General features: G+C 43.3%; 26 protein-coding genes. 20 read left to right on the forward strand and 6 right to left on the reverse strand.

Features of this window, described 5'->3' with window-relative positions; translation table 11 throughout:
- Positions 1 to 12 precede the first annotated feature (12 nt).
- From ctaD to AAHB12_RS02830, 5 genes are all read left to right on the forward strand, one after another.
- Positions 13 to 1872 (forward strand): cytochrome c oxidase subunit I, encoded by a 1860-nt coding sequence (ctaD, locus tag AAHB12_RS02810; protein WP_129726912.1) that lies wholly within the window; start codon positions 13 to 15, stop codon positions 1870 to 1872.
- Positions 1872 to 2495 carry a cytochrome (ubi)quinol oxidase subunit III gene (locus AAHB12_RS02815; RefSeq protein ID WP_129726911.1) on the forward strand — a complete coding sequence of 208 codons (624 nt, stop codon included), beginning with the start codon at positions 1872 to 1874 and terminating at the stop codon, positions 2493 to 2495. The genes ctaD and AAHB12_RS02815 overlap by 1 nt, the downstream gene beginning before the upstream one ends.
- A 3-nt stretch (positions 2496 to 2498) precedes the next feature.
- Complete coding sequence (gene ctaF, locus AAHB12_RS02820; protein ID WP_129726910.1) at positions 2499 to 2837, forward strand: cytochrome c oxidase subunit IVB; 339 nt, start codon at positions 2499 to 2501, stop codon at positions 2835 to 2837.
- 88 nt (positions 2838 to 2925) lie between these two features.
- Positions 2926 to 3834 carry a cytochrome c oxidase assembly factor CtaG gene (gene ctaG, locus AAHB12_RS02825; protein ID WP_342044232.1) on the forward strand — a complete coding sequence of 303 codons (909 nt, stop codon included), beginning with the start codon at positions 2926 to 2928 and terminating at the stop codon, positions 3832 to 3834.
- Between the two features lie 222 nt (positions 3835 to 4056).
- Positions 4057 to 4401: an Asp23/Gls24 family envelope stress response protein gene (locus tag AAHB12_RS02830; protein WP_129726908.1), complete on the forward strand. Its 345-nt coding sequence runs from the start codon at positions 4057 to 4059 to the stop codon at positions 4399 to 4401.
- A 14-nt stretch (positions 4402 to 4415) separates the two neighbouring features.
- Here AAHB12_RS02830 and AAHB12_RS02835 read toward each other — a convergent pair whose 3' ends face one another.
- A complete protein-coding gene (locus AAHB12_RS02835; RefSeq protein WP_129726907.1) occupies positions 4416 to 4781 on the reverse strand; it encodes a YugN family protein in 366 nt (121 codons plus the stop codon).
- Between the two features lie 321 nt (positions 4782 to 5102).
- Here AAHB12_RS02835 and AAHB12_RS02840 point away from each other — a divergent pair, with 321 nt between their 5' ends.
- The 6 genes from AAHB12_RS02840 (at position 5103) to AAHB12_RS02865 (ending at position 8644) form a co-directional block, all read left to right on the forward strand.
- On the forward strand, positions 5103 to 6137 hold the full coding sequence (locus AAHB12_RS02840; RefSeq protein ID WP_342044233.1) for a CAP domain-containing protein: 1035 nt from the start codon (positions 5103 to 5105) through the stop codon (positions 6135 to 6137).
- Between the two features lie 85 nt (positions 6138 to 6222).
- Positions 6223 to 6660 (forward strand): YlbD family protein, encoded by a 438-nt coding sequence (locus tag AAHB12_RS02845; protein WP_342044234.1) that lies wholly within the window; start codon positions 6223 to 6225, stop codon positions 6658 to 6660.
- Positions 6661 to 6671: 11 nt separating this feature from the next.
- Positions 6672 to 6923: a YlbE-like family protein gene (locus AAHB12_RS02850; protein WP_129726904.1), complete on the forward strand. Its 252-nt coding sequence runs from the start codon at positions 6672 to 6674 to the stop codon at positions 6921 to 6923.
- A gap of 66 nt (positions 6924 to 6989) precedes the next feature.
- The gene (locus AAHB12_RS02855; RefSeq protein WP_342044235.1) at positions 6990 to 7562 is read left to right on the forward strand and encodes a histidine phosphatase family protein; all 573 of its coding nucleotides are present in this window, start codon (positions 6990 to 6992) and stop codon (positions 7560 to 7562) included.
- Between the two features lie 96 nt (positions 7563 to 7658).
- The gene (locus AAHB12_RS02860; RefSeq protein ID WP_342044236.1) at positions 7659 to 8108 is read left to right on the forward strand and encodes a YlbF family regulator; all 450 of its coding nucleotides are present in this window, start codon (positions 7659 to 7661) and stop codon (positions 8106 to 8108) included.
- 266 nt (positions 8109 to 8374) lie between these two features.
- Complete coding sequence (locus tag AAHB12_RS02865; protein WP_129726901.1) at positions 8375 to 8644, forward strand: YlbG family protein; 270 nt, start codon at positions 8375 to 8377, stop codon at positions 8642 to 8644.
- A gap of 148 nt (positions 8645 to 8792) precedes the next feature.
- Here the strand turns inward: AAHB12_RS02865 and AAHB12_RS02870 are convergent, their stop codons facing one another.
- Positions 8793 to 9182 carry a DUF7147 family protein gene (locus AAHB12_RS02870; protein ID WP_129726900.1) on the reverse strand — a complete coding sequence of 130 codons (390 nt, stop codon included), beginning with the start codon at positions 9180 to 9182 and terminating at the stop codon, positions 8793 to 8795.
- Between the two features lie 382 nt (positions 9183 to 9564).
- Here AAHB12_RS02870 and rsmD point away from each other — a divergent pair, with 382 nt between their 5' ends.
- Together rsmD and coaD are read left to right on the forward strand one after the other, a co-directional pair.
- On the forward strand, positions 9565 to 10116 hold the full coding sequence (rsmD, locus tag AAHB12_RS02875; RefSeq protein ID WP_342044237.1) for a 16S rRNA (guanine(966)-N(2))-methyltransferase RsmD: 552 nt from the start codon (positions 9565 to 9567) through the stop codon (positions 10114 to 10116).
- A 17-nt stretch (positions 10117 to 10133) separates the two neighbouring features.
- Positions 10134 to 10619, forward strand: coding sequence for a pantetheine-phosphate adenylyltransferase (coaD, locus tag AAHB12_RS02880; RefSeq protein WP_129726898.1), 486 nt, complete (start codon positions 10134 to 10136; stop codon positions 10617 to 10619).
- A 14-nt stretch (positions 10620 to 10633) separates the two neighbouring features.
- On the opposite strand, the gene ylbJ is transcribed toward coaD, so the two are convergent.
- Positions 10634 to 11836: a sporulation integral membrane protein YlbJ gene (gene ylbJ, locus AAHB12_RS02885; RefSeq protein WP_342044238.1), complete on the reverse strand. Its 1203-nt coding sequence runs from the start codon at positions 11834 to 11836 to the stop codon at positions 10634 to 10636.
- Positions 11837 to 11941: 105 nt separating this feature from the next.
- Between ylbJ and AAHB12_RS02890 the strand changes: the two genes are divergently transcribed.
- Both AAHB12_RS02890 and AAHB12_RS02895 read left to right on the forward strand, forming a co-directional pair.
- Positions 11942 to 12736, forward strand: coding sequence for a patatin-like phospholipase family protein (locus AAHB12_RS02890; RefSeq protein ID WP_129726896.1), 795 nt, complete (start codon positions 11942 to 11944; stop codon positions 12734 to 12736).
- The gene (locus AAHB12_RS02895) at positions 12726 to 13754 is read left to right on the forward strand and encodes a SepM family pheromone-processing serine protease (RefSeq protein WP_342044239.1); all 1029 of its coding nucleotides are present in this window, start codon (positions 12726 to 12728) and stop codon (positions 13752 to 13754) included. Before AAHB12_RS02890 ends, AAHB12_RS02895 begins: the two co-directional genes overlap by 11 nt.
- 178 nt (positions 13755 to 13932) lie before the next feature.
- Here the strand turns inward: AAHB12_RS02895 and AAHB12_RS02900 are convergent, their stop codons facing one another.
- Positions 13933 to 15159: a nucleotidyltransferase gene (locus tag AAHB12_RS02900; protein WP_342044241.1), complete on the reverse strand. Its 1227-nt coding sequence runs from the start codon at positions 15157 to 15159 to the stop codon at positions 13933 to 13935.
- A 177-nt stretch (positions 15160 to 15336) separates the two neighbouring features.
- Here AAHB12_RS02900 and AAHB12_RS02905 point away from each other — a divergent pair, with 177 nt between their 5' ends.
- Both AAHB12_RS02905 and rpmF read left to right on the forward strand, forming a co-directional pair.
- Positions 15337 to 15855 (forward strand): YceD family protein, encoded by a 519-nt coding sequence (locus tag AAHB12_RS02905; protein ID WP_342044242.1) that lies wholly within the window; start codon positions 15337 to 15339, stop codon positions 15853 to 15855.
- A 43-nt stretch (positions 15856 to 15898) separates the two neighbouring features.
- Positions 15899 to 16072: a 50S ribosomal protein L32 gene (rpmF, locus tag AAHB12_RS02910; RefSeq protein ID WP_129726892.1), complete on the forward strand. Its 174-nt coding sequence runs from the start codon at positions 15899 to 15901 to the stop codon at positions 16070 to 16072.
- Here the strand turns inward: rpmF and AAHB12_RS02915 are convergent.
- A complete protein-coding gene (locus AAHB12_RS02915; RefSeq protein WP_342044334.1) occupies positions 16066 to 16335 on the reverse strand; it encodes a hypothetical protein in 270 nt (89 codons plus the stop codon). The genes rpmF and AAHB12_RS02915 overlap by 7 nt on opposite strands.
- A 342-nt stretch (positions 16336 to 16677) precedes the next feature.
- On the opposite strand from AAHB12_RS02915, the gene AAHB12_RS02920 reads away from it, so the two are divergent.
- Positions 16678 to 17424 (forward strand): enoyl-CoA hydratase/isomerase family protein, encoded by a 747-nt coding sequence (locus AAHB12_RS02920; protein ID WP_342044243.1) that lies wholly within the window; start codon positions 16678 to 16680, stop codon positions 17422 to 17424.
- Between the two features lie 259 nt (positions 17425 to 17683).
- The gene (locus tag AAHB12_RS02925; protein ID WP_129726890.1) at positions 17684 to 18244 is read left to right on the forward strand and encodes an RsfA family transcriptional regulator; all 561 of its coding nucleotides are present in this window, start codon (positions 17684 to 17686) and stop codon (positions 18242 to 18244) included.
- 41 nt (positions 18245 to 18285) lie between these two features.
- On the opposite strand, the gene AAHB12_RS02930 is transcribed toward AAHB12_RS02925, so the two are convergent.
- Entirely contained in the window at positions 18286 to 18759 is a 474-nt protein-coding gene (locus tag AAHB12_RS02930) for an N-acetyltransferase (RefSeq protein WP_129726889.1), read from the reverse strand.
- Positions 18760 to 19056: 297 nt separating this feature from the next.
- Between AAHB12_RS02930 and AAHB12_RS02935 the strand changes: the two genes are divergently transcribed.
- Complete coding sequence (locus AAHB12_RS02935; RefSeq protein WP_342044244.1) at positions 19057 to 19929, forward strand: 2-dehydropantoate 2-reductase; 873 nt, start codon at positions 19057 to 19059, stop codon at positions 19927 to 19929.
- Positions 19930 to 19956: the final 27 nt, after the last annotated feature.

The raw sequence follows: 19956 nt of genomic DNA on the forward strand, positions 1-19956 counted from the left end.
GGAGGTAAAAACGTGAGTTCTGTAGCGAAGAAAAAAAGCGTTCTTTGGGATTACTTAACGACGGTGGACCATAAGAAAATCGCCATTTTGTATTTAGTTGCGGGTGGATTATTCTTTGTTGCCGGCGGAATCGAAGCTTTGTTTATCCGCTTTCAGCTCGCTGTGCCGAACAATGACTTTCTAGTGGGAGATGCATATAACCAAGTATTAACGATGCATGGTACAACGATGATTTTCTTGGCAGCCATGCCACTCATCTTTGCTTTCTTAAATGCGGCAGTACCGCTGCAAATCGGGGCACGTGACGTAGCATTTCCATATGTTAACGCCTTGGGCTTTTGGTTGTTTTTCTTCGGAGGGGTATTCTTAAACTGCAGCTGGTTTTTAGGTGGCGCCCCAGATGCTGGGTGGACATCTTATGCATCTTTAACGCTTGCTGCACAAACGCATGGCGTCGATTTCTACATTCTCGGTTTACAGATAGCTGGTATAGGTACGTTAATTGGGGGAATTAACTTTCTTGTTACCATCATCAATATGCGTGCACCGGGTATGACGTATATGCGTATGCCAATGTTTACATGGACAGCGTTTGTTGTTTCTGCACTTATTTTGTTTGCATTCCCGCCGTTAACGGTCGGCCTGGCGTTATTACTGCTCGATCGTTTATTTGGTACAGCATTCTTTGATCCGGCTCTTGGCGGGAATACAATTATTTGGGAACACTTATTTTGGATTTTTGGGCATCCTGAAGTGTATATTCTTATTCTTCCAGCATTCGGTATTTTTTCTGAAGTGTTTGCAACCTTCTCGAAGAAGCGCTTATTCGGATATTCTTCTATGGTCTTTGCGACAGTGTTAATTGGTTTTTTAGGCTTCATGGTATGGGCACATCACATGTTCACAGTTGGTCTGGGGCCTATTGCTAATGCGATTTTCGCTGTAGCGACAATGGCGATTGCTGTTCCAACAGGGATTAAAATTTTCAACTGGCTATTTACAATGTGGGGAGGAAGCATCCGTTTCACGACACCTATGATGTATGCAGTTGCTTTTATCCCATCCTTCGTAATGGGCGGGGTAACAGGGATTCAGCTTGCTTCGGCGCCGGCGGACTATCAGTTCCATGACAGCTACTTCGTTGTGGCGCATTTCCATTACGTAATTGTCGGCGGGGTTGTCTTCGGTTTATTTGCAGGGGTGCATTACTACTGGCCGCTTATGTTTAACCGGATGTTAAATGAGACGCTAGGAAAGATCACATTCTGGCTGTTCTTTATCGGTTTCCATTTAACATTTTTTATCCAGCATTTCCTCGGTCTGATGGGGATGCCGCGTCGTTATTTCACGTATTTACCAGGGCAGGGGCTGGAAACAGGCAATTTAATCAGCTCTGTTGGTGCAGCTTTTATGGCTGTAGCGACGATTGTTCTATTGGTGAATGTTGTGAAAACAGCTGTATCTGGAAAAGCTGCTGGACGCGATCCATGGGATGCACGTACGCTTGAGTGGTCGGTAGAGGCACCGACTCCGGAGTACAACTTCAAACAATTGCCGTTCGTTCGCGGCTTAGATGCACTGTGGATTGAAAAAATGGAAGGGCGCAAGGGACTAACACCTGCAGAGCCAGTTGGCGATATTCATATGCCTAACTCTTCTTTCCTGCCATTTACAACCTCTTTAGGATTGTTCATTGCTGCTTTTGGGGCGATGTACATGGAGGGTGGAAAAGAAACCCAGTGGCTGATTGTCGCGTTCATTGGCTTAGCCATTACATTCGGATCGATGCTCCTGCGTTCTGTTATCGATGACCACGGCTATCACATTCATAAGGAAGATTTAGATGGTGATGATAAGGGGGTTACGGCATAATGCGAGCAGATGAAAGATTAACCCTTGAGACGCTTCCTGCTGATCCGGAGAAAGCGACTCTAGAAGGAAAAAATAAATTCTTAGGCTTTTGGTTGTTCCTTGGAGGAGAGACGGTGTTGTTTGCCTCTCTCTTCGGAACGTATCTTGCTTTGAGAAACTCAACAAACGGCGGACCGACAACACAAGAACTGTTCGAGCTCCCGATTGTTTTTATGGCGACCATGCTTTTGTTAACAAGCAGCTTAACAAGTGTATATGCCATTTATCATATGAAAAACCTAAATTTCAAACAAATGCAGCTGTGGCTTATCGTTACAGTTTTGTTAGGTGCAGGCTTCTTAGGTCTTGAAATTTATGAGTTTCACCATTATGTTACACATTTTAAGCATACGATAAGAAGCAGCGCGTTTGGCTCCGCTTTTTACACACTTGTTGGTACACATGGTGCGCACGTTACCTTTGGCTTACTGTGGATTTTGACTCTTATCCTCCGCAATGCCAGACGCGGTTTAAATTTGTATAACGCACCGAAGTATTATGTAGCGTCTCTATACTGGCACTTTATTGATGTCGTTTGGGTGTTTATTTTCACTGTAGTTTATTTAATGGGAATGGTGGGATAAACAATGGCGTTAAAACAACCTGAAATTGCAAATTCAAAAGTGAATATTGAATACAGAAGAAAGAAAAATGCGGAGGAAATGAAGCATCATGTCGTTTCATTTGCATTGATGATTTTCTTGACCCTCATTGCATTTTTAGCAGTCATGTATCCGAAAACGTTTGATCCGATTTTCACTGTACCATTCATTATTTTACTTGCTGTTGTGCAAGTGATTTTTCAGCTGTACTACTTTATGCATATGAGCCACAAAGGACATGAGGCGCCTTCTTTGTTCCTGTACGGTGGTATTACTGTCGGCTTATTGACAATTTTAACATTTACAGTGCTTATTTGGTGGTAACTATAAAAGGAGATTGATCATGATCAATCTCCTTTTATGCAAGCTGAGGAGAGTATCCGTTTTCTTTATTATGAAGGGGGTGTATCCAATGAACAACTTATGGATTTTCGGTTTTGAAGCGTTATGGAGCCCTATCTTTTTATCGATGATGATTCTAGTGTTAGTGGCATATTTTCTAATCATTGGGAAATATCGCTCGTATATTCCTCATGCTGAGAAAGTAAGCAAAAAGCAGCAGTTTTATTTTGTTACCGGTATTGTCCTATTATATCTTGTCAAGGGCGGTCCGATTGACTTGCTTGGCCATATTATCTTTAGTGCGCATATGACAGAGATGGCGATTTTATATACGGTAGTACCGCCGCTTTTGTTGCTTGGTTTGCCAAACTGGCTGTTAGAGAGAGTGATTCAAGTGAGAGTGGTTCGACTGCTGCTCAGTACAGTGGGAAAACCGCTTGTTGCTTTGCTTTTGTTTAACGCTCTGTTTTCCATTTACCATTTGCCTGTTGTATTTGATGCAGTCAAGCAAAGTTATATTGGGCATCCAATCTTTTTAGCGATTTTATTCGTTTCTGCGCTGCTGATGTGGTGGCCTGTCTTAAATCCATTGCCGGATCACCAAACACTTAGCGAGATAAAAAAAATTGGTTATATGTTTGCCAACGGTATGCTGCTTACGCCGGCTTGTGCTCTTATTATTTTTGCCAGCACCCCGCTATTTGCAACCTATACAGATCCGCAGGCTTGGATGAAGGCGATGGAGCTTTGTGTACCAACTGATACACTCTCTTCCCTGCAGTTGACAGGACCAGATTTTCTAGGGTGGCTACCGGTTGTGGAAGACCAGCAAACGGGCGGCGTGATTATGAAGATTATCCAAGAGATTGTATATGGAACGGTTATCGGCTATGTCTTTTTCCGATGGGCGCGCCGCGAACGGGAGAAGGAGAAGAATGAGGCGCCTGCATTGCCGCCATACTTGCAAACTAAGCCATGAAAAAAATGAAATTTGGTTCATGCTCGGAAGCTTTCCGGGCTTTTTTTACTGTAAGAACATATAAATTTCCAGCTGGAAGCGAATTCGACGCAGTCGGAAATTTTAGGAATACAGTACAATTGCAACTGCGCTTCTGCCTTCGCCTAACGGCTTGCCAATCATTTAGTGTCCAAAATGGGGAGCGGGGCATAAGATAGGGAAAAAGGAAGGGCGAGGATAACGATGGATTCGCAGCAAATTCTGCCGCTCGGGATGCTGTGCATTGCTGAGAGAACGGTAACGGAATTAGTGGATATGGCTATCGATGAAGTGCCCGGTGTGAGTAAGGTTGTTTCAAAGATTCTGGAGCCTTTTAGAAGGAAGAGAAGAAAGGGGATTTGGATTGAGGAGAAGGAAAAGGGGCTTGTGATTCATGTGAATGTCATAATTTGTAATACAACGGCTATTTTACCTACATGTATTACCGTACAAGAGAGAATTAAAGAATGTGTCGAATCAGTGATAGGTTTACCAGTTCAATCCGTTTGCATCCGGGTCGAACAATTGATAAAGGCGTATCCATCTTGATACGCCTTTTGGTTTTAGTCTATATCCGGAAGATTTGATAACGCTTTCTTCACGTTCTTTAAAAGCTGTTCACTTCTGTTTATTATGTTTTTCGGAAAGTTTTCACCTTCACCATACTCCACGCCATGTGGATAGTAGTGCTTGCCAAGAAGCGGGGTTAACAATTTAATTTTTGCGGAGCTATGACCAACTTCTCCTTCTACTGCATATCCCTGAAGGCGTAGGTAGTACACATCTTGCAGCATTTCGAATTTATAGTCATATGTAACACGTTCGTAATCCCATTGTCCTGCTAAAATAAATCCGTTTTCCTTCATGACTTCTGTCAGCAGTGTGAAATCTACGACCTGTTCATCAAGTCCTGTATTTTCAAATTTCATCGTATAAGCCCCCTTAATATACATGAAAATTTTCCATAAATTTATAATAGTACGAATAATGTGAAAGTGCAATGAATAACAAACAAAAACAAGATATGAAAAGGACGGCAGAATGTCTGCTTGACGAGAAAAAATATGATATATTGAATATACTAGCATATATACAATGTTATTTGTGATTGTTTTCTTGCACTGTAGGAAAGTATAAATTTCTAGCTAGAAGCCATTCGACGAGTTTTCTTGATCAGAATTGAGAATATGAATTCTTGTTATGCATTCCGTGCATACCTCGGGATACAAGGCCACAGGGGGTATATTGTAGTGAAGAAGGTATTGGTTATTCTTCTTTTAACCGTTATTGTATTATTTGTAGATTTGTACGGTAAGCTCATCTTTTCACAGTATATAAAGCCGTCTGATTCGCTCCCTAAAAAGGTTATTACATCAAACTCGAAGAAGCAAGGAGAGGGAATGCCTGCCGAAGCCGTCTCAAAAATGTTAGGAAGAGATTCGGAGAGTGTATTAGCGTTGTTTGGAGAACCATCGCGAATGGAACCGTCTGCCTATGATTATGAGTGGTGGGTGTACAATACTGATTTGTCACACTATGTGCAGTTTGGTATTTGGCAAAATAAAGTCGTCACTATCTACGCTGGGGGTCAGAAAATAGATGTATCCCCATACCACATGGGACAAAAGTATGGGGATATTTATGAATTAACACCATTTTCGTATGAAATTGCTTTAGATTACAATAACAGCAGTTATGAATTTGAGCTATCTGAGTCAGATGTGAATGAACAGCCGTTAATTGCAATCCAAAATGGCTGGGCGCAGTTGTATTTTGACAAGTTCACGCAGAAGTTAACAGGAGTTCGCTATATGGATAATGAAACGCTTCTCAAGCAACGACCCTATCAGATTATGTATTCAGGTGTGTTGCTGAGTCCACAGGCCTTGACGGCAGAGCAGGAGAACGAAATAGAAACAGCAAATGCAAAGCAAATTTTAGATTTAACAAATATCATTCGGATTCGAGAGCATCTCAAGCCGCTTGCGTGGGATGATGAGGTGGCAGAGGTTGCTTATTTGCATAGCAAGGACATGAAGGATAGTAGCTATTTCGCGCACGAATCACCGAAATTTGGGTCACTCGGGGATCGGCTTACGCGTGGGAAGGTGACGTTTCGGACCGCTGGAGAAAATATCGCTTCGAACTATACAGACGGTATTGCTGCGGTGCAGGGCTGGCTAAATAGTGAAGGACATCGCGAAAACGTGCTAAACTCAAAATTCAACAGCTTAGGCGTTGGAGTATATGATACGTACTATACACAAAATTTTACACAAAAATAACGGGGCAGTGCCTAAAAATGGGCGAACCATGCGCCGTTTTTTTCTTACAATGTAGTATATGATTTCAATACATGAGGTGAGGAACATGACGACAGCACGAGGACAACTGCATCCTTCTGTGCAAAAGTTCAAACAGTTTGTACGCCATCACCCGAAAATGACTCAAATTGTACGGAATGGAGAAAAGACGTGGCAGCAGTTCTATGAAGAGTGGTATTTGCTTGGCGAACAGGATGCAGTGTGGAACACGTATAAGGAAAATCCAATAGAAACAAAGCAGGCAGCAGCACAAACAAATGTGATAGGTGAAGAGGAATCAAAAAAGGACTGGATGGGACAAATGCTGACATTTATTAAAAATATGAATGTTGATCAAATGCAGCAGCATTTAGCTAATGTAACAAGTGTGATTGGAAGCGTACAGCAGGTTGTTCAATCTTTCAAGGGCGGTACTAACGTCCCGCAGCAGGAGCAGCCACAGCAGCCAGTACAAAATAATCCGTTTTTCTTTCAAAAAGATTAGGGGGCGCGTGTATGAGACAGGAGCTCATTGAACTTTTGCAATCTCGGGAGGATTTAAAAACCTATATCAGACAGCAGCCGCATTGGTATAGACGACTTTCACGTAATCCGGGAGAGAGGGAAGCTTTTGAGACAGCGGCGCTTCAATTCTACAAAAGAACGATTCCTGATCAGGTTGCTAAGTTTCAAAATCAGCTTGCAATGGCTTCGATTATGCTTGAAATGTTTCAATATATGAAGCAGCAAAATCCGGGTGCTGAGTAAAGGGGTATCCGTCATGCATAAGTTCTGTTACAATAGAAAGCAATCATATAAAAAGGAGCTTACGGCATGACGGAAATTTGTTTAGTGCGACATGGACAAACAGACTGGAACTTCCAGGAGATTATCCAAGGGAGAGAAGATATCCCGCTCAACGAAACCGGCAGACAACAGGCAAAGCAAAGCGCGGTTGCCCTGCTCGGAGAGAACTGGGATGTAATTATTAGCAGTCCGTTAGTACGAGCCTACGAAACGGCAAAGGAAATTGCTGATGCTGTTGGACTTGATGCGATTCATCTAGATGAACGTTTTATAGAGCGGCATTTCGGGGAAGCATCTGGCAAGCCTGTGCGCGATGTTCGCCATCATATTGCTAGTGGCGATGTGAAAGGGATGGAGAGCGAGCAGGAGCTTGTAGAGCGTTGCTTTTCTGCGTTGCAGGATGTTGCAGCTCAGCATGCTGGTAAGCGAATCATTATTGTTGCGCACGCACATGCGATTAAGGCTATGCTTCATGCTATCAACCCTAGTGAGGTTACGTTTCAAACATTTCTGAAGAATGCTTGTATTAACCATATTGCTTTGCAAGAAGAGACGTGGAGTATCATAAGATATAATGTGGCAGAGCATATTCTTGCCTAAGCGCGGCTGCCCTTGCTGTACGCCATTGTACCAAAAGCAGGATTAGGACTTACACTGAAAATATGGTATGATAGGTAATCGGGAGGTGTCCTTTATATGATAATTGCAACGCTTGAGAGCGTGATGATTTTGGACGAAGCAGAGCAGCTTGCTCGCATGATTGTGCAATCAGAATTAGCTGAGCATTATCGACAATGCTACGATACATTAAAGCAAGACCATGTTGCACAGGAGCTTATTCGACAGTTCACTGCTATCAAGGAACGCTATGAAGAGGTGCAGCGGTTTGGGAAATACCATCCCGATTTTTCATCTGTTACAAAGCAAATGCGCGAGCTAAAGCGTCAAGTAGATTTACATGAAACGATCGCTTCCTTTAAGAAAGCGGAGAACGATATGCAAAAGTTGCTTGATGAAGTGAGCGTTTTAATAGGGCAGGAAATTTCTCCAGCCATTAAAGTGCCAACGGGCAATCCATTTTTTGATGCTGGCGGCTGCAGCGGAGGCTGCGGTTCCGGGGGAAGCTGCGGTTGTAAAACGGGATGAATTCCCGTTTTTCTCTTTCTGGACGAAAGCGGATACAGCAGCATATGCTTGTTCTGTTATATGCCCTATTTCGCAGCTGCGCTGTTTTTACTTATGCGGCATGGAACGTAAGCATTCCGAATGAAACATATTAGAACAGCGATCCGAGCTAGAGAGAAACTGTGAAGTCAGCAACAGTGCTTCGTAAGCTTGAAAATAGCAAAGAAAGGCGGTGAGCTCTGCTCTAAATACATACAAACAGCCTATGTTTTTAGGAGCAGCCCCATATGTTTGGACAACGACAAGGAATCATTGTGTATTTGCATTCGCTTAAGCATGCGAAGCTTCTTCGTAAATACGGCAATATTCATTATATTTCAAAGCGTTTCAAGTATGTTGTGCTGTACTGCGATCTGGATCAGACGGATGCGATGATGGAGAAGTTAAATAATTTTCCGTTCGTCAAAGGAGTCGAGCCATCGTATCGTCCGTTTTTGAAAACGGAATTTGAATCCAAGCCAGATCGGGCAAAGGAGTACGACTATAAAATTGAGTAAAAGCCCTCGATACTGAGGGCTTTTTATTTTTGTAGCAAGAAAACCACTGGCTAGGTGGTTCTGACTTACACTTCCACATAAAGATAAAAGCATCTTTTCGCGGGAAGAACTGTCTTTTTCACGGGCACCTTAGGTCGATTCGGCGTTGTTATTGCATTGGCGGGATAAAGCGGTTCATGCGCAGTATGCCGATGAGGTGGCTATAGTATAGCTCTGTTTCAGGAAATGTCGTTGATGGCTTTACTGTGAAGGCGACGACTTCCTTCTCAAGCGAAGCAGCTGTTTCTTCAAACAGCTCATATCGTTTGCTTTTTTTGTCCTCTAAGAGGGGAATGCCCTCTCGGCAGATGTAAATCGGCTGGAATTTTCCTTCTGTTGTTGGGTGCAGCACAACAGCCAGTGAGCAAACAGCCTTATTATTTTTAGTAGTGTGGAATGCAAGCATATGGGCAAGGCGGTGGCGATTTGCTTTAGCAATCTCGAGCAGCTCATACAAATCTGAATATCCTTCTCCTAGTTCGATAAAACGTTGAATCATAGTTTCTCCTCCTTTTGTCTTTCCTTACTGTACCATTTGCTAAAACTAATGAAAAGATGGACAAATAAAAAAACCCTGCATTTGCAGGGTCCTTCTTATACCGGCGTCACCGTCGGCAAGAAGGCAAAGGGAGAGGAGAAACCGGAGGAAGAACTTATGGGGAAACGTAAGTCTTCTCCGCGGTTGGCAACAACACCTGAAGTGATGTTGTTACCTTTATTCTTGTCACTTTTAGGGAAAGTTATACAAGAGGAATGAAAAAATCTAACAGTAAGTATAAGTGTATAAGAGGGTTAGGAAGAAACGGGCATGAATGGTTTTTCTTTCCGGTGTTTTATGGTAGGATTATGAAGGATGAATGTAAGAAAAGGTAGGAATCAACATGAGAGTAGTTTCAGGAACATGCAAAGGACATCCGTTAAAGGCAGTACCCGGTCAGACAACACGTCCTACAACTGATAAAATAAAGGAAGCGATTTTTAATATGATCGGTCCGTATTTTGACGGAGGCGTAGCGCTGGATTTGTTTGGAGGCAGCGGGGGTTTAGGAATAGAAGCATTAAGCCGCGGAATGGAAAAAGCAATTTTTGTTGACCGTGACGCAAAAGCTGTTCAGGTGATTCGGCAAAATATAGAGAGCTGCCGATTGACAAGCCAAGCGGAGGTATATCGAAATGATGCTGATCGCGCTTTAAAAGCGCTTATTAAGAGGGGAATGGCATTTGATCTTGTTTTGCTTGATCCGCCATATAAACAACAACAGCTTGTTTCCTTAATGAGCGTGTTGGATCAGTATGAATTGTTGAAAGAGAATGGAATCATTATGGCAGAGCATGCGGTAGATGTAGTTTTGCCGGAGACAGTAGGACGTCTCATGCGCAGAAAGCACGAAGAGTACGGCAGCACAGCTGTATCCATTTATGAATACGAATGAGAAGGCGGGGAGCAGGAATGGCAAGCATAGCGATTTGTCCAGGGAGTTTTGATCCAATTACGCTCGGACACTTGGATATTATTAAGCGAGGCGCAAATGTATTTAATGAAGTTTATGTAGTAGTGATGAATAACTCTTCAAAGAAGCCGCTTTTTACTGTAGAAGAGCGAATTGCACTCATCCAGGAGGTAACAAAAGATATACCAAATGTAAAGGTAGATGTACATAGCGGTCTGCTTGTTGAGTATGCACGCAAGAGAGATGCAAGCGCTATTTTGCGAGGATTGCGGGCTGTATCAGATTTTGAGTATGAAATGCAGATTACTTCAATGAACCGAAAGCTTGAGGAAAATATTGAAACGTTCTTTATGATGACAAACAATCAATATTCTTTCTTGAGCTCGAGCATTGTAAAAGAAGTTGCCAAATATGGAGCGAATGTTGCGGACCTTGTTCCCCCTGCTGTAGAAAAAGCATTAAAAGAGAAATTTAAAACCCCGTAGATACGGGGTTTTCTTTATTTTGCACGCCGGCGCCGAAAGAGCAAAAATACATAAATGTATAAAAAAGCTAGTGTAATGATTGGCCCGTATGAGGTCATGACAGTCCATGCTCCGAGTGTGTCAGTCTGTGGTCCTAGCACCGGAATATCGTGGTCGTGGGGACGCAGGGAATGTGCATTCTCGTATAATGGCTGCCAGAGAAAATATGTACAAATAGGAGCGACAATGCTTTGGATGATACGGCCGATAAAATAGGGCCGAAAACGAATGTCTGTGTCGGCGATAATGCTGGCTACTTGCGCATGAATAGAGAGACCGCTAAAGGCTAAGATGAAGCTTGTGATCATTGCTTGCTGTAGCAGCGTTGCATGCCCAGTCTGACTTGTCATTTGGCTGCCGAGCGTCATTTCAAAGAGACCGGACAATAGCGGTGCTGCAAAGGATCCTGGAAGTTGAAAGGCAGCTAGTATATATTGGATAATAGAGCTAGCGGCATCTGTGAAATGAATGACAGCGAGCATTTTATTTACTACTGAGAATAAAATAATAAAACCGCCGACCATCAGCAGCGTTTGGATAGAGGAGACAATCGCATCCCCGATAAGCTTTCCGATTGGACGTTTTTCCTCAAGGCGCTTTTCATGCAGCATGTCAAAGGCATAACGAAGTGAGAACGGGCGATGCGGGGCTGGTGGAGCAACTTCGTTTGCGCCATAAAACCGCATAAACAATCCGACTGCAAAATTGCTTATGTAGTGAGAAGCTGCGAGAATCATACCAAGGTTTGGATTGTGAAAAAATCCCACAGCTACCGCGCCGAAAATAAATAGCGGATTTGAGGAATTGGTAAAGGATACAAGACGCTCTGCTTCAATTCGGCTGATTTGCTTTGTTTGACGCAAGCGAGCGCTTAGCTTTGCGCCTGATGGGAAGCCTGAAGCCATCCCCATTGTCCATACGAACGCGCCAACGCCAGGTACGCGGAATAAAGGACGCATAAGCGGTTCTAGTACCACACCGATAAAGCTCACAACCCCTAGCCCAATTAAAAGCTCTGATACGATGAAAAAAGGCAGAAGAGAAGGAAATACAACCTCCCACCACATGTCAAGACCGCGAATGGAACCTTCCAGAGAGGCTTGTGGATTTGCGATGAGAGAAGCTGTTAAAAAGGTAATGCTACTGGCTAGTAACGCTGTTTTCAGTTTTGCTTGCATATACTCCCCCCTTTTTGTCCAAGCGTTCAGTTCAGTATACGAAGATAGGGGGAGCATTTAGACCATAAGATGAAAAGAGAGAGAAATTTTCTAAAGGGTGAGGATATGAGTATACCAAAAATCGGTCTTGCCCTCGGTTCAGGGGGGGCAAAGGGTTTTGCACATGTTGGCGTGATTAAGGTACTCAAGGAAGCGGGAATTCCCATTGATATGATTGCCGGCAGCAGTATGGGAGCACTCGTTGCGGTGTTTTATGCCGCTGGAAGCGATGTGGAGCGGCTGTATCAAATCGCGAAGTTGTTTAAACGTAAATATTATTTGGATTTTACGGTGCCGAAAATGGGATTCATTTCCGGAAAACGAGTAAAAGATATGATTAGAGCCCTTACATACAATAGAAGCTTGGAAGAGCTTGATATTCCAACAGCTGTTGTGGCAACCGATATTTTAACAGGGGAAAAAGTTGTTATGACAGAAGGGCCAATTGCCGAAGCAGTAAGGGGAAGTATTTCGATTCCTGGTATTTTTGTGCCGGAAAAAATGGGAGATCGTCTGCTTGTTGACGGTGGTGTAATTGATCGCATTCCTGTATCGGTTGTGAAAAGTTTAGGAGCCGATCTGGTCATTGCAGTTGATGTATCTCCTATTAAGGTACAAGGAGAGGTAACAACGATTTATGATGTAATTATGCAGAGCATTGAAATTATGCAGCATGAACTTGTTCACCACCGACAAACCGCATCGGATTTAATGATGCATCCTGCTGTTGAACGCTTTAACTCTCGGGCCTTTACAGATCTTGAGGAGATTATTGCTGTTGGCGAGGATGAGGCCAGGAAGCATGTCGATGCGATTCGTGCATTGATTGAGAATTGGAAGGAGCAGAAAAATGGTATTTAAGCGTTTACGGTACTTATTTGTGTTTTTGTTGGCTGCTTTATTTGCGGCTGGCATTACGTATGTACCGCTGCCGTATTATATTACGAAGCCGGGGTTAGCTGATGAACTTGACCAGTATGTAAAAATTAAGAATGGCTATCACGAAAAAGGGGATTTTATGCTTGTGACCGTTTCAATGTCGCGGGCGAATGTAATTAGCTATCTTGTTGCAAAAATGAACAAATATCATGAGATTTTCAAAAAGGAAGAGATTATGCCTACTGGGGAAAGTGACGCGGATTATCAATTTAAGCAGCTGCATCTTATGCAGGAGTCACAGGATGCTGCTATCTACAATGCCTATAAGCGTGCAGAGAAACAGGTCTCATATGAAAACAAGGGTGTCATTGTGCTTGCAGTTTCAGATAAGATGCCGGCTAAAAAGAAGCTGCAAGCAGGGGATCAACTCATTGCTGTGGATGGGCAACCGCTGCAAACAGCAGAAGAGTTTATCGACTATATGAAAACAAAAAAACAAGGGGATACCGTAAAAATTCGGTATGTACGAGAAAAGGAAGAAAAAACGATCACTCTTCCGTTAGAGCCAATACAAGGCGCGGACGGACGTGTTGGAATTGGGGTGCAGATTGTAACAAATACAAAGCTTAAGGTTGAGCCAGAGATAAAGATCGATTCGCACCGTATTGGCGGACCATCAGCCGGCCTTATGTTCACGCTGGAGATCTATAACCAGCTTACAAAGGAAGATATAACAAAGGGTTGGGAAATTGCAGGAACAGGTACGATGGATGCGAAGGGACAAGTCGGACCAATTGGGGGGATTTCACAAAAGGTTATCGCTGCAAACGATGCGGGTGCAGAAATTTTCTTTGCGCCAAATGAACAAGGTGCAGCAGACTCCAATTATAACGAGGCGGTCAAGACAGCAAAGGATATCGGTGCAAAGATGAAGATTGTTCCGGTAGATACACTGGATGATGCACTTGCATTTTTGCAAAAGCTAGAAGAAAAAAAGTAAAGAACGGGAGATCGCTTGCGTTTTCTTTTTAAACAGCATAAGCAAGTAACTCGCTTTTGGGAGTGAGCTAGCTTGCCGTGAAGAAAGGCCTCGACCAATGAAGAAACGGCTCCTCGTTGGTCGGGGCTTTTTACACTGTAGGAAAGAATAAATTTCCAGCTAGAAGCGACTTCGCTGGCTATATTTGAAATCGTTTTGCAACTTCGTCATAGCGAATCGGATGCTGCGTAAAATCCCGCTTCAGCATCATGGACTGCAGCGGCTCTGGAAGGACGGAGTAATATACGCTTCCCGCTTTTATATCAAGCTGAAGAAGCGGATGTGAAGCTGATTTAATATTAGCAACAAGGGGAAGGGAAGCTGCTTTCTTATAGGCGGATAAATAACTTTGCCCCTTTTTTGACATGCCGAGCAGCCTGATGTAGGCTGGTGTGTTTACGCGCATCTCTTCTTTTGTTGTATGTGTTAGCACATGAACAAGTAAGCGCTGCAGGCGTGTCCATGTGTAACGCTTTGTTTTTAATGCTTCCATGAATGAGATAAACGAAGAGGCTTCTTTGACAGCGGATAAGATGCGATGCTCCAATCCCTCCTGTACTTCATAGATATTGCTTAGTTGTGCGGGCGACATTGTTAATAGCTTATATTTCAGAAATGGGAAATATCGTTCCCAATTGTGAAATATGCCATATGTTTCATAATAGTTCTCAAGCTCTATCAGTGTGGAGGGAGGAATCACTCCTGCGGCACTGCTTAGGCTGTTGGCTGTAAGATGCTTTCGTATGCTTGTTGCACTTGCGATGGAAGCCGATGCGAATGTTTCGTCATGGTACTGCGCGCTAAGGCGCGGGACTGTTCTTGGAATGATGTTGCTGCCTTGTTCTACAATTGCTTGTACGTAGTGAAAGCCAAGAATGTTGTTAGGTTTTGACATGTCTAGTATCGCATGTTCTCCCTGAATGGCAGCGAAAGCCTCCGATAGCGCTTTTGGATAGCTCATTCCTTGCTGCATGAAGGAGCGGACTGCCGCATCAAATGCGTCCTGATGTGTTTGGCGCAATTTCACAAGGGAGAGAAACTGCTCGATTTGTCCACTTTCGCTGCCAAAGCAAAGCTCTTGAACGCCAAGTGCCTCAAGGATGGATATCGCACCATTTGCAAAGATGGAAGCCTGTTGAACAGCGAACGCATAAGGAAGCTCTACAACAAGATCCACGCCGCCTAAAAGGGCCATCTTCGTCCGCGCCCACTTTGAAACGAGTGCCGGCTCACCGCGCTGTAAAAAAGACCCGCTCATTACGGCAATCGTAACATCTGCAGCTGTTAAGTTTTTTGTTTCTTGCAAATGATAAGCATGTCCGTTATGAAACGGATTATATTCTACAATTACACCTGCTGTCTTCAAAGGTCTTACCTCCTTAAAAATATTGCGTTCTGTAGCTTTTCTTATGGAGTTATGTATAAGAACGTGATAATGTGTATATATTGCGTCATATTGACTTCATTATAGTGTAAAGAAAAAACATTGACAAATATAGAAACGCTCTATATAATTTTCTTTGTTGCCTTGAGGTGATTTTAAATGAAATGGTCAATCCATCAATTAAACAAATACCGAAGCAAAGGGCTAACGTTCGACGAAATGGTCGATGTAAGCGAATTGAAGGGAAGTGCTGATATTCGAGACATTTCTCCTGTTCGCGTAGCGGGACGAGCGGATCTTAGTGCGAATAAGTTCACGTTTCATTTTCGCATTACAGGCACGATGGTGTTACCTTGCTCCCGAACGTTAGCAGATGTAGCATTTCCGTTTGATATTGAAACAACAGAGGTGTTCCTCGCTTCGAAGGAAGAGCACGAAGATGAGGCAGAAGTTCATTATTTACAAGGAGAAGTACTTGACTTGCTCCCTGTAATTAAGGAAAATATAATTCTGGAAATTCCAATGCAAATTTTCAGTGATGAGGCTTCAGCCGAGGCACCGATGAAAGGTCAAGACTGGCAGGTTATTACAGAGAAGGAACAGACTGAGAAGGTTGATCCTCGTCTGGCGGGACTTGCGAAGTTTTTTGACAAACAAAATATAGAAGACCAGCATTAGGACTTCATATGAAACAATGCACTCTTTTAAGGAGGTGGGAATAATGGCAGTACCTTTCAGAAGAACATCCAAAACTGTAAAAAGAAAACGCCGCACGCACTTCAAGCTAGCAGTACCTGGTATGACAGCATGCCCAAACTGTGGTGAATTGAAGCTTGCTCACCGCGTATGCAAATCATGCGGGACTTACAAAGGCAAAGAAGTTATCGGTCAATAATGACTGTCAGCGCAGAAGAAATTCTTCTGCGCTTGTTTTAGTTTTATGGTGAGAATACTCTCCGCCCCTTCATAGATCTTGAGATAAACGATCATACCACGGCAATGAATGCCGTTTTCAAAAACTTCCTCCTCATCGTGCTGAATGAAAAAATGTTTATCGACCCCGATGATTCGAAACCCGCCTATTTGATACAGAGCTTGCATTTCCAGTACTAACTTCGCTTGTCTTATTGCCTTGTGAAGTAGCGTAATGTACTGCATGGTTAACTAGTTGCTTCCCCATTCCTTTTCCCTGATGCTTCCCCGCTCCAGCGATATTGACCAACTCTACTGTTTCTGGTCTTGCTGGAAGAAGGACATTTACTCCAAACTAATTCTAACAACTGATAGGAACTCTCTGCCTTTCTCTTTTCTGATTGCGGGATGTAAATAGGTTTGTTCACCCGTATAGAAGGAATTTAGCAGTCTCTCCCGAAACATAGTACATGTAAAAAGATACTCAAGTAGAAAGAACGGCTGCATGATGAATAGAAAGGAGGAGTACAGAGAGGTGCTGATTCAATAGGGTATCCTCCTGTACGATAGCTGATGCAGAAGATAATCGTGGAACGACAGCAGGGCATTGTATGGGCAACGTTCAACCGGCCGGAGCGCCGTAATGCAATTGATTTTGATGTGATGGATGAACTTGCGGCACTGCTTGCAGAAGTGAGGCAAACTAGGGAGGACAAGGCGCTTGTACTGACAGGAGCAGGAGATGTGTTTTGTTCGGGTGGTGATTTACAGCTTTTTCATGGACTGTATACGAAAGAAGAAGCATATCCAATGCTAAAGAAAATGGGAGACATTTTATATGAACTTATGACGCTCCCTAAACCAACGATTGCTTTATTGAACGGGGCTGCAGTCGGCGGTGGTTGTGAAATTGCGATTGCATGCGACTATCGTTTCGCGGCTAGTACGGCAATGGTAGGCTTTGTACAAGGGCACCTGGCTATTACAACAGGATGGGGCGGGGCAGCGATGCTGTTTGAAAAGCTTCGTCATGATCGGGCAATGACGTTCCTATGCTCTGCGCAACGCTTTGGCACAAAAGAGGCGGAGCAGCTTGGCTTTGTACATGAAATATTTGAGGGAGATGTGAAACTATCATGCCAAAAGTGGATAGAAAGCATGCTTTCACCTCGAGTTGAGGTACTATCCGCTTATAAGATGGCAGCTGTTCGCGGATGGAATGCAGCATATTTGAAAGAACGTATGGATCAGGAGATAAAAGAATGTGCAGCTCTTTGGGAGTCTCCTGCACATCATGCGGCTGTAGCCTCCTTTTTACACTGTAAGAAAGTATAAATTTCCAGCTAGAAGCCAACTCGACGTAGTAGGAAATTTTAGGAATACAGTATAAGTGCAACTACGCCTCTGTCTTCGCCCAAGGGCAGGGCTCGCCAATCGGCGAGTTTTCTTTAAAGCGTTAAGGGTATGTGATAGGTTGTTCAATTTGGAAAAGTTCATATAGTCAAGCAAAAAATACATATTTTTAGCATTTTGCTATTCTATCGTTTCTACCAACAGCATATGTTTAATAAAAAATGCTCAAGGAGGACTTTAGATGGCAACAACACGCCAAGATGCTTGGACAGATGAAGAGGATTTGCTACTGGCCGAAGTGGTGTTGCGTCATATTCGTGAAGGAGGAACGCAGTTATCCGCCTTCAAGGAAGTGGGGCGTCAGTTATCACGCACGCCAGCAGCTTGTGGCTTCCGGTGGAACTCGTATGTGAGAAAGCTATATAAGGAGCAAATTGAAGAAGCAAAGCAAATTCGAAAAGCAACACCTGCTTCCGTTGAAATTGAACAAAAACAGGAGCAGCATGGAGTAGTAACATTTGCAACACTGGATGATGTAATCTTCTTTTTACAGGATTATAAAAATGCAAAGGGCGCTAGTGAAGCAATAAGCTGGCAGGAGAAGCTAGAACAATTGCAGCAGGAAGTAGAGCAGCTGCGTCAGGAAAATAATCGCTTACAGCAAAAGCTCTCTCGCTATGAAGAGGAGTATCGTACATTGTTTGATTATATTGACCGAAAACGCAGTGTTGTAGAATCTGGGGAAGAACGGGGGATACAACTGCTGCGGGAACACAATGTTTTGGAAAAAATTGAAAAATAAAACAGCTGCCTCTTATGAGGCAGCTGTTTTATTTATGCGGTTTATGCAGACTCACTTTCCTCAGCTACATGTGATTTTTCACAAGGATACCAGATGTAAAAACTGCCTTCGCTGCCCTGTACTTTTTGGAACCCAATCCGCTCCCAGAATCCTTCTGAGTGGACGCGTGCAGTTGTTTTAATTGGAAGCTTTAAGCTTTTGGCATAGTCCACAAGGGCTTTGCCGAAGCCTTGCCGCTGAAACGGCGGCAGCACTTCCAGCTTAAATAGCTCCACAAACGGCCCTTGCAAAACAGCAGTGTCCTCTGTCTGTTTATTCATGTACAGACTCATTCTTGCAACAAGAGATTCTCCGTAACGAATCCCATAAAAAGGAGATTCGCTATCGTTTTCAATCATGTTTGCTTGCAGATCCTCGAGCATAGATAGCTCCTGGGCACCGCAGCCTTTAAATTTTTTAAATTCTTCTAATGTTTTATAATTTACGAGTAGTCGTTCAATCTTTGGAAAAGACAAGTAACGTCACATCCTTTTTTAGAGTAAAAATTGTAAATAGCTTTTATCTATGGGAGCTGTTTCTTAGGAGGAAGACGGGAGAAGTCTTGAATGCTGCACATTAGATCTGTGCAGGTTCGAGTCTACGAATGAAGCAACTAAGACCGATATTTCTACAATATAAAGAAAAGTAAAAATATTCCTACTTCTATTATAATGCTATTGAAATGGTTTATGAAGGGGCGGAGGAATTTTCGGTATTTTACTGGAAAATTTGTTACACTAACGAGTGAGAATACAGAGACGGGAGAGTGTGCTATGAAAATAGGAGTGATCGGCCCGGGGGCAATTGGTATGCTGTTCGCCTTTTATTTGCAAAAGGCTGGTGCCTCGGTCACGATCTATACACGAAGCATGGAACAAGCAGAGCATATAAGCCGTTTTGGAATTTCATGCAACCTGGATGGACAAGTAGAAACACAATTTCCGGATGCCGTTCCCCTAGGGGCTATAGCAATAGAGGATGACTATGTGTTTGTGGCGGTAAAGCAATACGATATTGGTCTGGTTTTGCCGCACTTGCAGCGGACGCAAGCACGCTTTGTCTTTCTGCAAAACGGGATGGGACATCTTTCTCTACTACAGAATATGCAGCAGAAATGCATTGCTGTGGGCATTGTGGAGCACGGTGCTAGAAAAGAAACTGCCGGGTCCTTTGTCCATACTGGTATGGGTGTGACGAAACTGGGTATTTTAGCAGGAGAAGAAGAATTTCAAGCGCTGCTGCCGCTTTTTCAAGCTCCCTATTTTCCGATTCTAGTTGAGAAGAATTGGGAAGAGGTCTTACGAAGTAAGTTAATTGTGAACGCATGCATCAATCCGCTTACCGCATTGTATCGGGTTCGAAATGGCGTGTTATTGGCTAATCCGGCGTTTCACAACGCTATGAAGCAGGTGTTTTCGGAGGTTATATTTGTTTTGGATGAAAAAGAAGAACGCTGGGAGCATGTCTGTAATGTCTGCCGGAAAACAGCGGAGAATCAATCTTCTATGCTGACGGATGTGAAGCTTGGAAGAGAAACAGAAATTGATGCAATTATCGGGTATTTGCTTATGCAAGCCGAGAAGCAAAACAAACAGGTGCCGCTTTTAGCGTTTTTACAACAGTCTATAAAAGGACTGGCCCCTTGAGTAAAATTCTTTGCTTTTGTATACGAC

Source organism: Bacillus sp. OTU530 (assembly GCF_038440375.1).

Coding starts and splice junctions, on each gene's coding strand:
- AAHB12_RS02890 (WP_129726896.1), top strand. CDS start 11,942: ATGAGTATACCAAAAATCGGTCTTGCCCTCGGTTCAGGGGGGGCAAAG.
- AAHB12_RS02935 (WP_342044244.1), top strand. CDS start 19,057: ATGAAAATAGGAGTGATCGGCCCGGGGGCAATTGGTATGCTGTTCGCC.
- AAHB12_RS02845 (WP_342044234.1), top strand. CDS start 6,223: ATGACGACAGCACGAGGACAACTGCATCCTTCTGTGCAAAAGTTCAAA.
- AAHB12_RS02865 (WP_129726901.1), top strand. CDS start 8,375: ATGTTTGGACAACGACAAGGAATCATTGTGTATTTGCATTCGCTTAAG.
- coaD (WP_129726898.1), top strand. CDS start 10,134: ATGGCAAGCATAGCGATTTGTCCAGGGAGTTTTGATCCAATTACGCTC.
- AAHB12_RS02915 (WP_342044334.1), bottom strand. CDS start 16,335: ATGCAGTACATTACGCTACTTCACAAGGCAATAAGACAAGCGAAGTTA.
- ctaF (WP_129726910.1), top strand. CDS start 2,499: ATGGCGTTAAAACAACCTGAAATTGCAAATTCAAAAGTGAATATTGAA.
- ctaG (WP_342044232.1), top strand. CDS start 2,926: ATGAACAACTTATGGATTTTCGGTTTTGAAGCGTTATGGAGCCCTATC.
- AAHB12_RS02830 (WP_129726908.1), top strand. CDS start 4,057: ATGGATTCGCAGCAAATTCTGCCGCTCGGGATGCTGTGCATTGCTGAG.
- AAHB12_RS02870 (WP_129726900.1), bottom strand. CDS start 9,182: ATGATTCAACGTTTTATCGAACTAGGAGAAGGATATTCAGATTTGTAT.
- AAHB12_RS02925 (WP_129726890.1), top strand. CDS start 17,684: ATGGCAACAACACGCCAAGATGCTTGGACAGATGAAGAGGATTTGCTA.
- AAHB12_RS02860 (WP_342044236.1), top strand. CDS start 7,659: ATGATAATTGCAACGCTTGAGAGCGTGATGATTTTGGACGAAGCAGAG.
- rpmF (WP_129726892.1), top strand. CDS start 15,899: ATGGCAGTACCTTTCAGAAGAACATCCAAAACTGTAAAAAGAAAACGC.
- ylbJ (WP_342044238.1), bottom strand. CDS start 11,836: ATGCAAGCAAAACTGAAAACAGCGTTACTAGCCAGTAGCATTACCTTT.
- AAHB12_RS02850 (WP_129726904.1), top strand. CDS start 6,672: ATGAGACAGGAGCTCATTGAACTTTTGCAATCTCGGGAGGATTTAAAA.
- AAHB12_RS02905 (WP_342044242.1), top strand. CDS start 15,337: ATGAAATGGTCAATCCATCAATTAAACAAATACCGAAGCAAAGGGCTA.
- rsmD (WP_342044237.1), top strand. CDS start 9,565: ATGAGAGTAGTTTCAGGAACATGCAAAGGACATCCGTTAAAGGCAGTA.
- AAHB12_RS02815 (WP_129726911.1), top strand. CDS start 1,872: ATGCGAGCAGATGAAAGATTAACCCTTGAGACGCTTCCTGCTGATCCG.
- AAHB12_RS02835 (WP_129726907.1), bottom strand. CDS start 4,781: ATGAAATTTGAAAATACAGGACTTGATGAACAGGTCGTAGATTTCACA.
- AAHB12_RS02855 (WP_342044235.1), top strand. CDS start 6,990: ATGACGGAAATTTGTTTAGTGCGACATGGACAAACAGACTGGAACTTC.
- AAHB12_RS02895 (WP_342044239.1), top strand. CDS start 12,726: ATGGTATTTAAGCGTTTACGGTACTTATTTGTGTTTTTGTTGGCTGCT.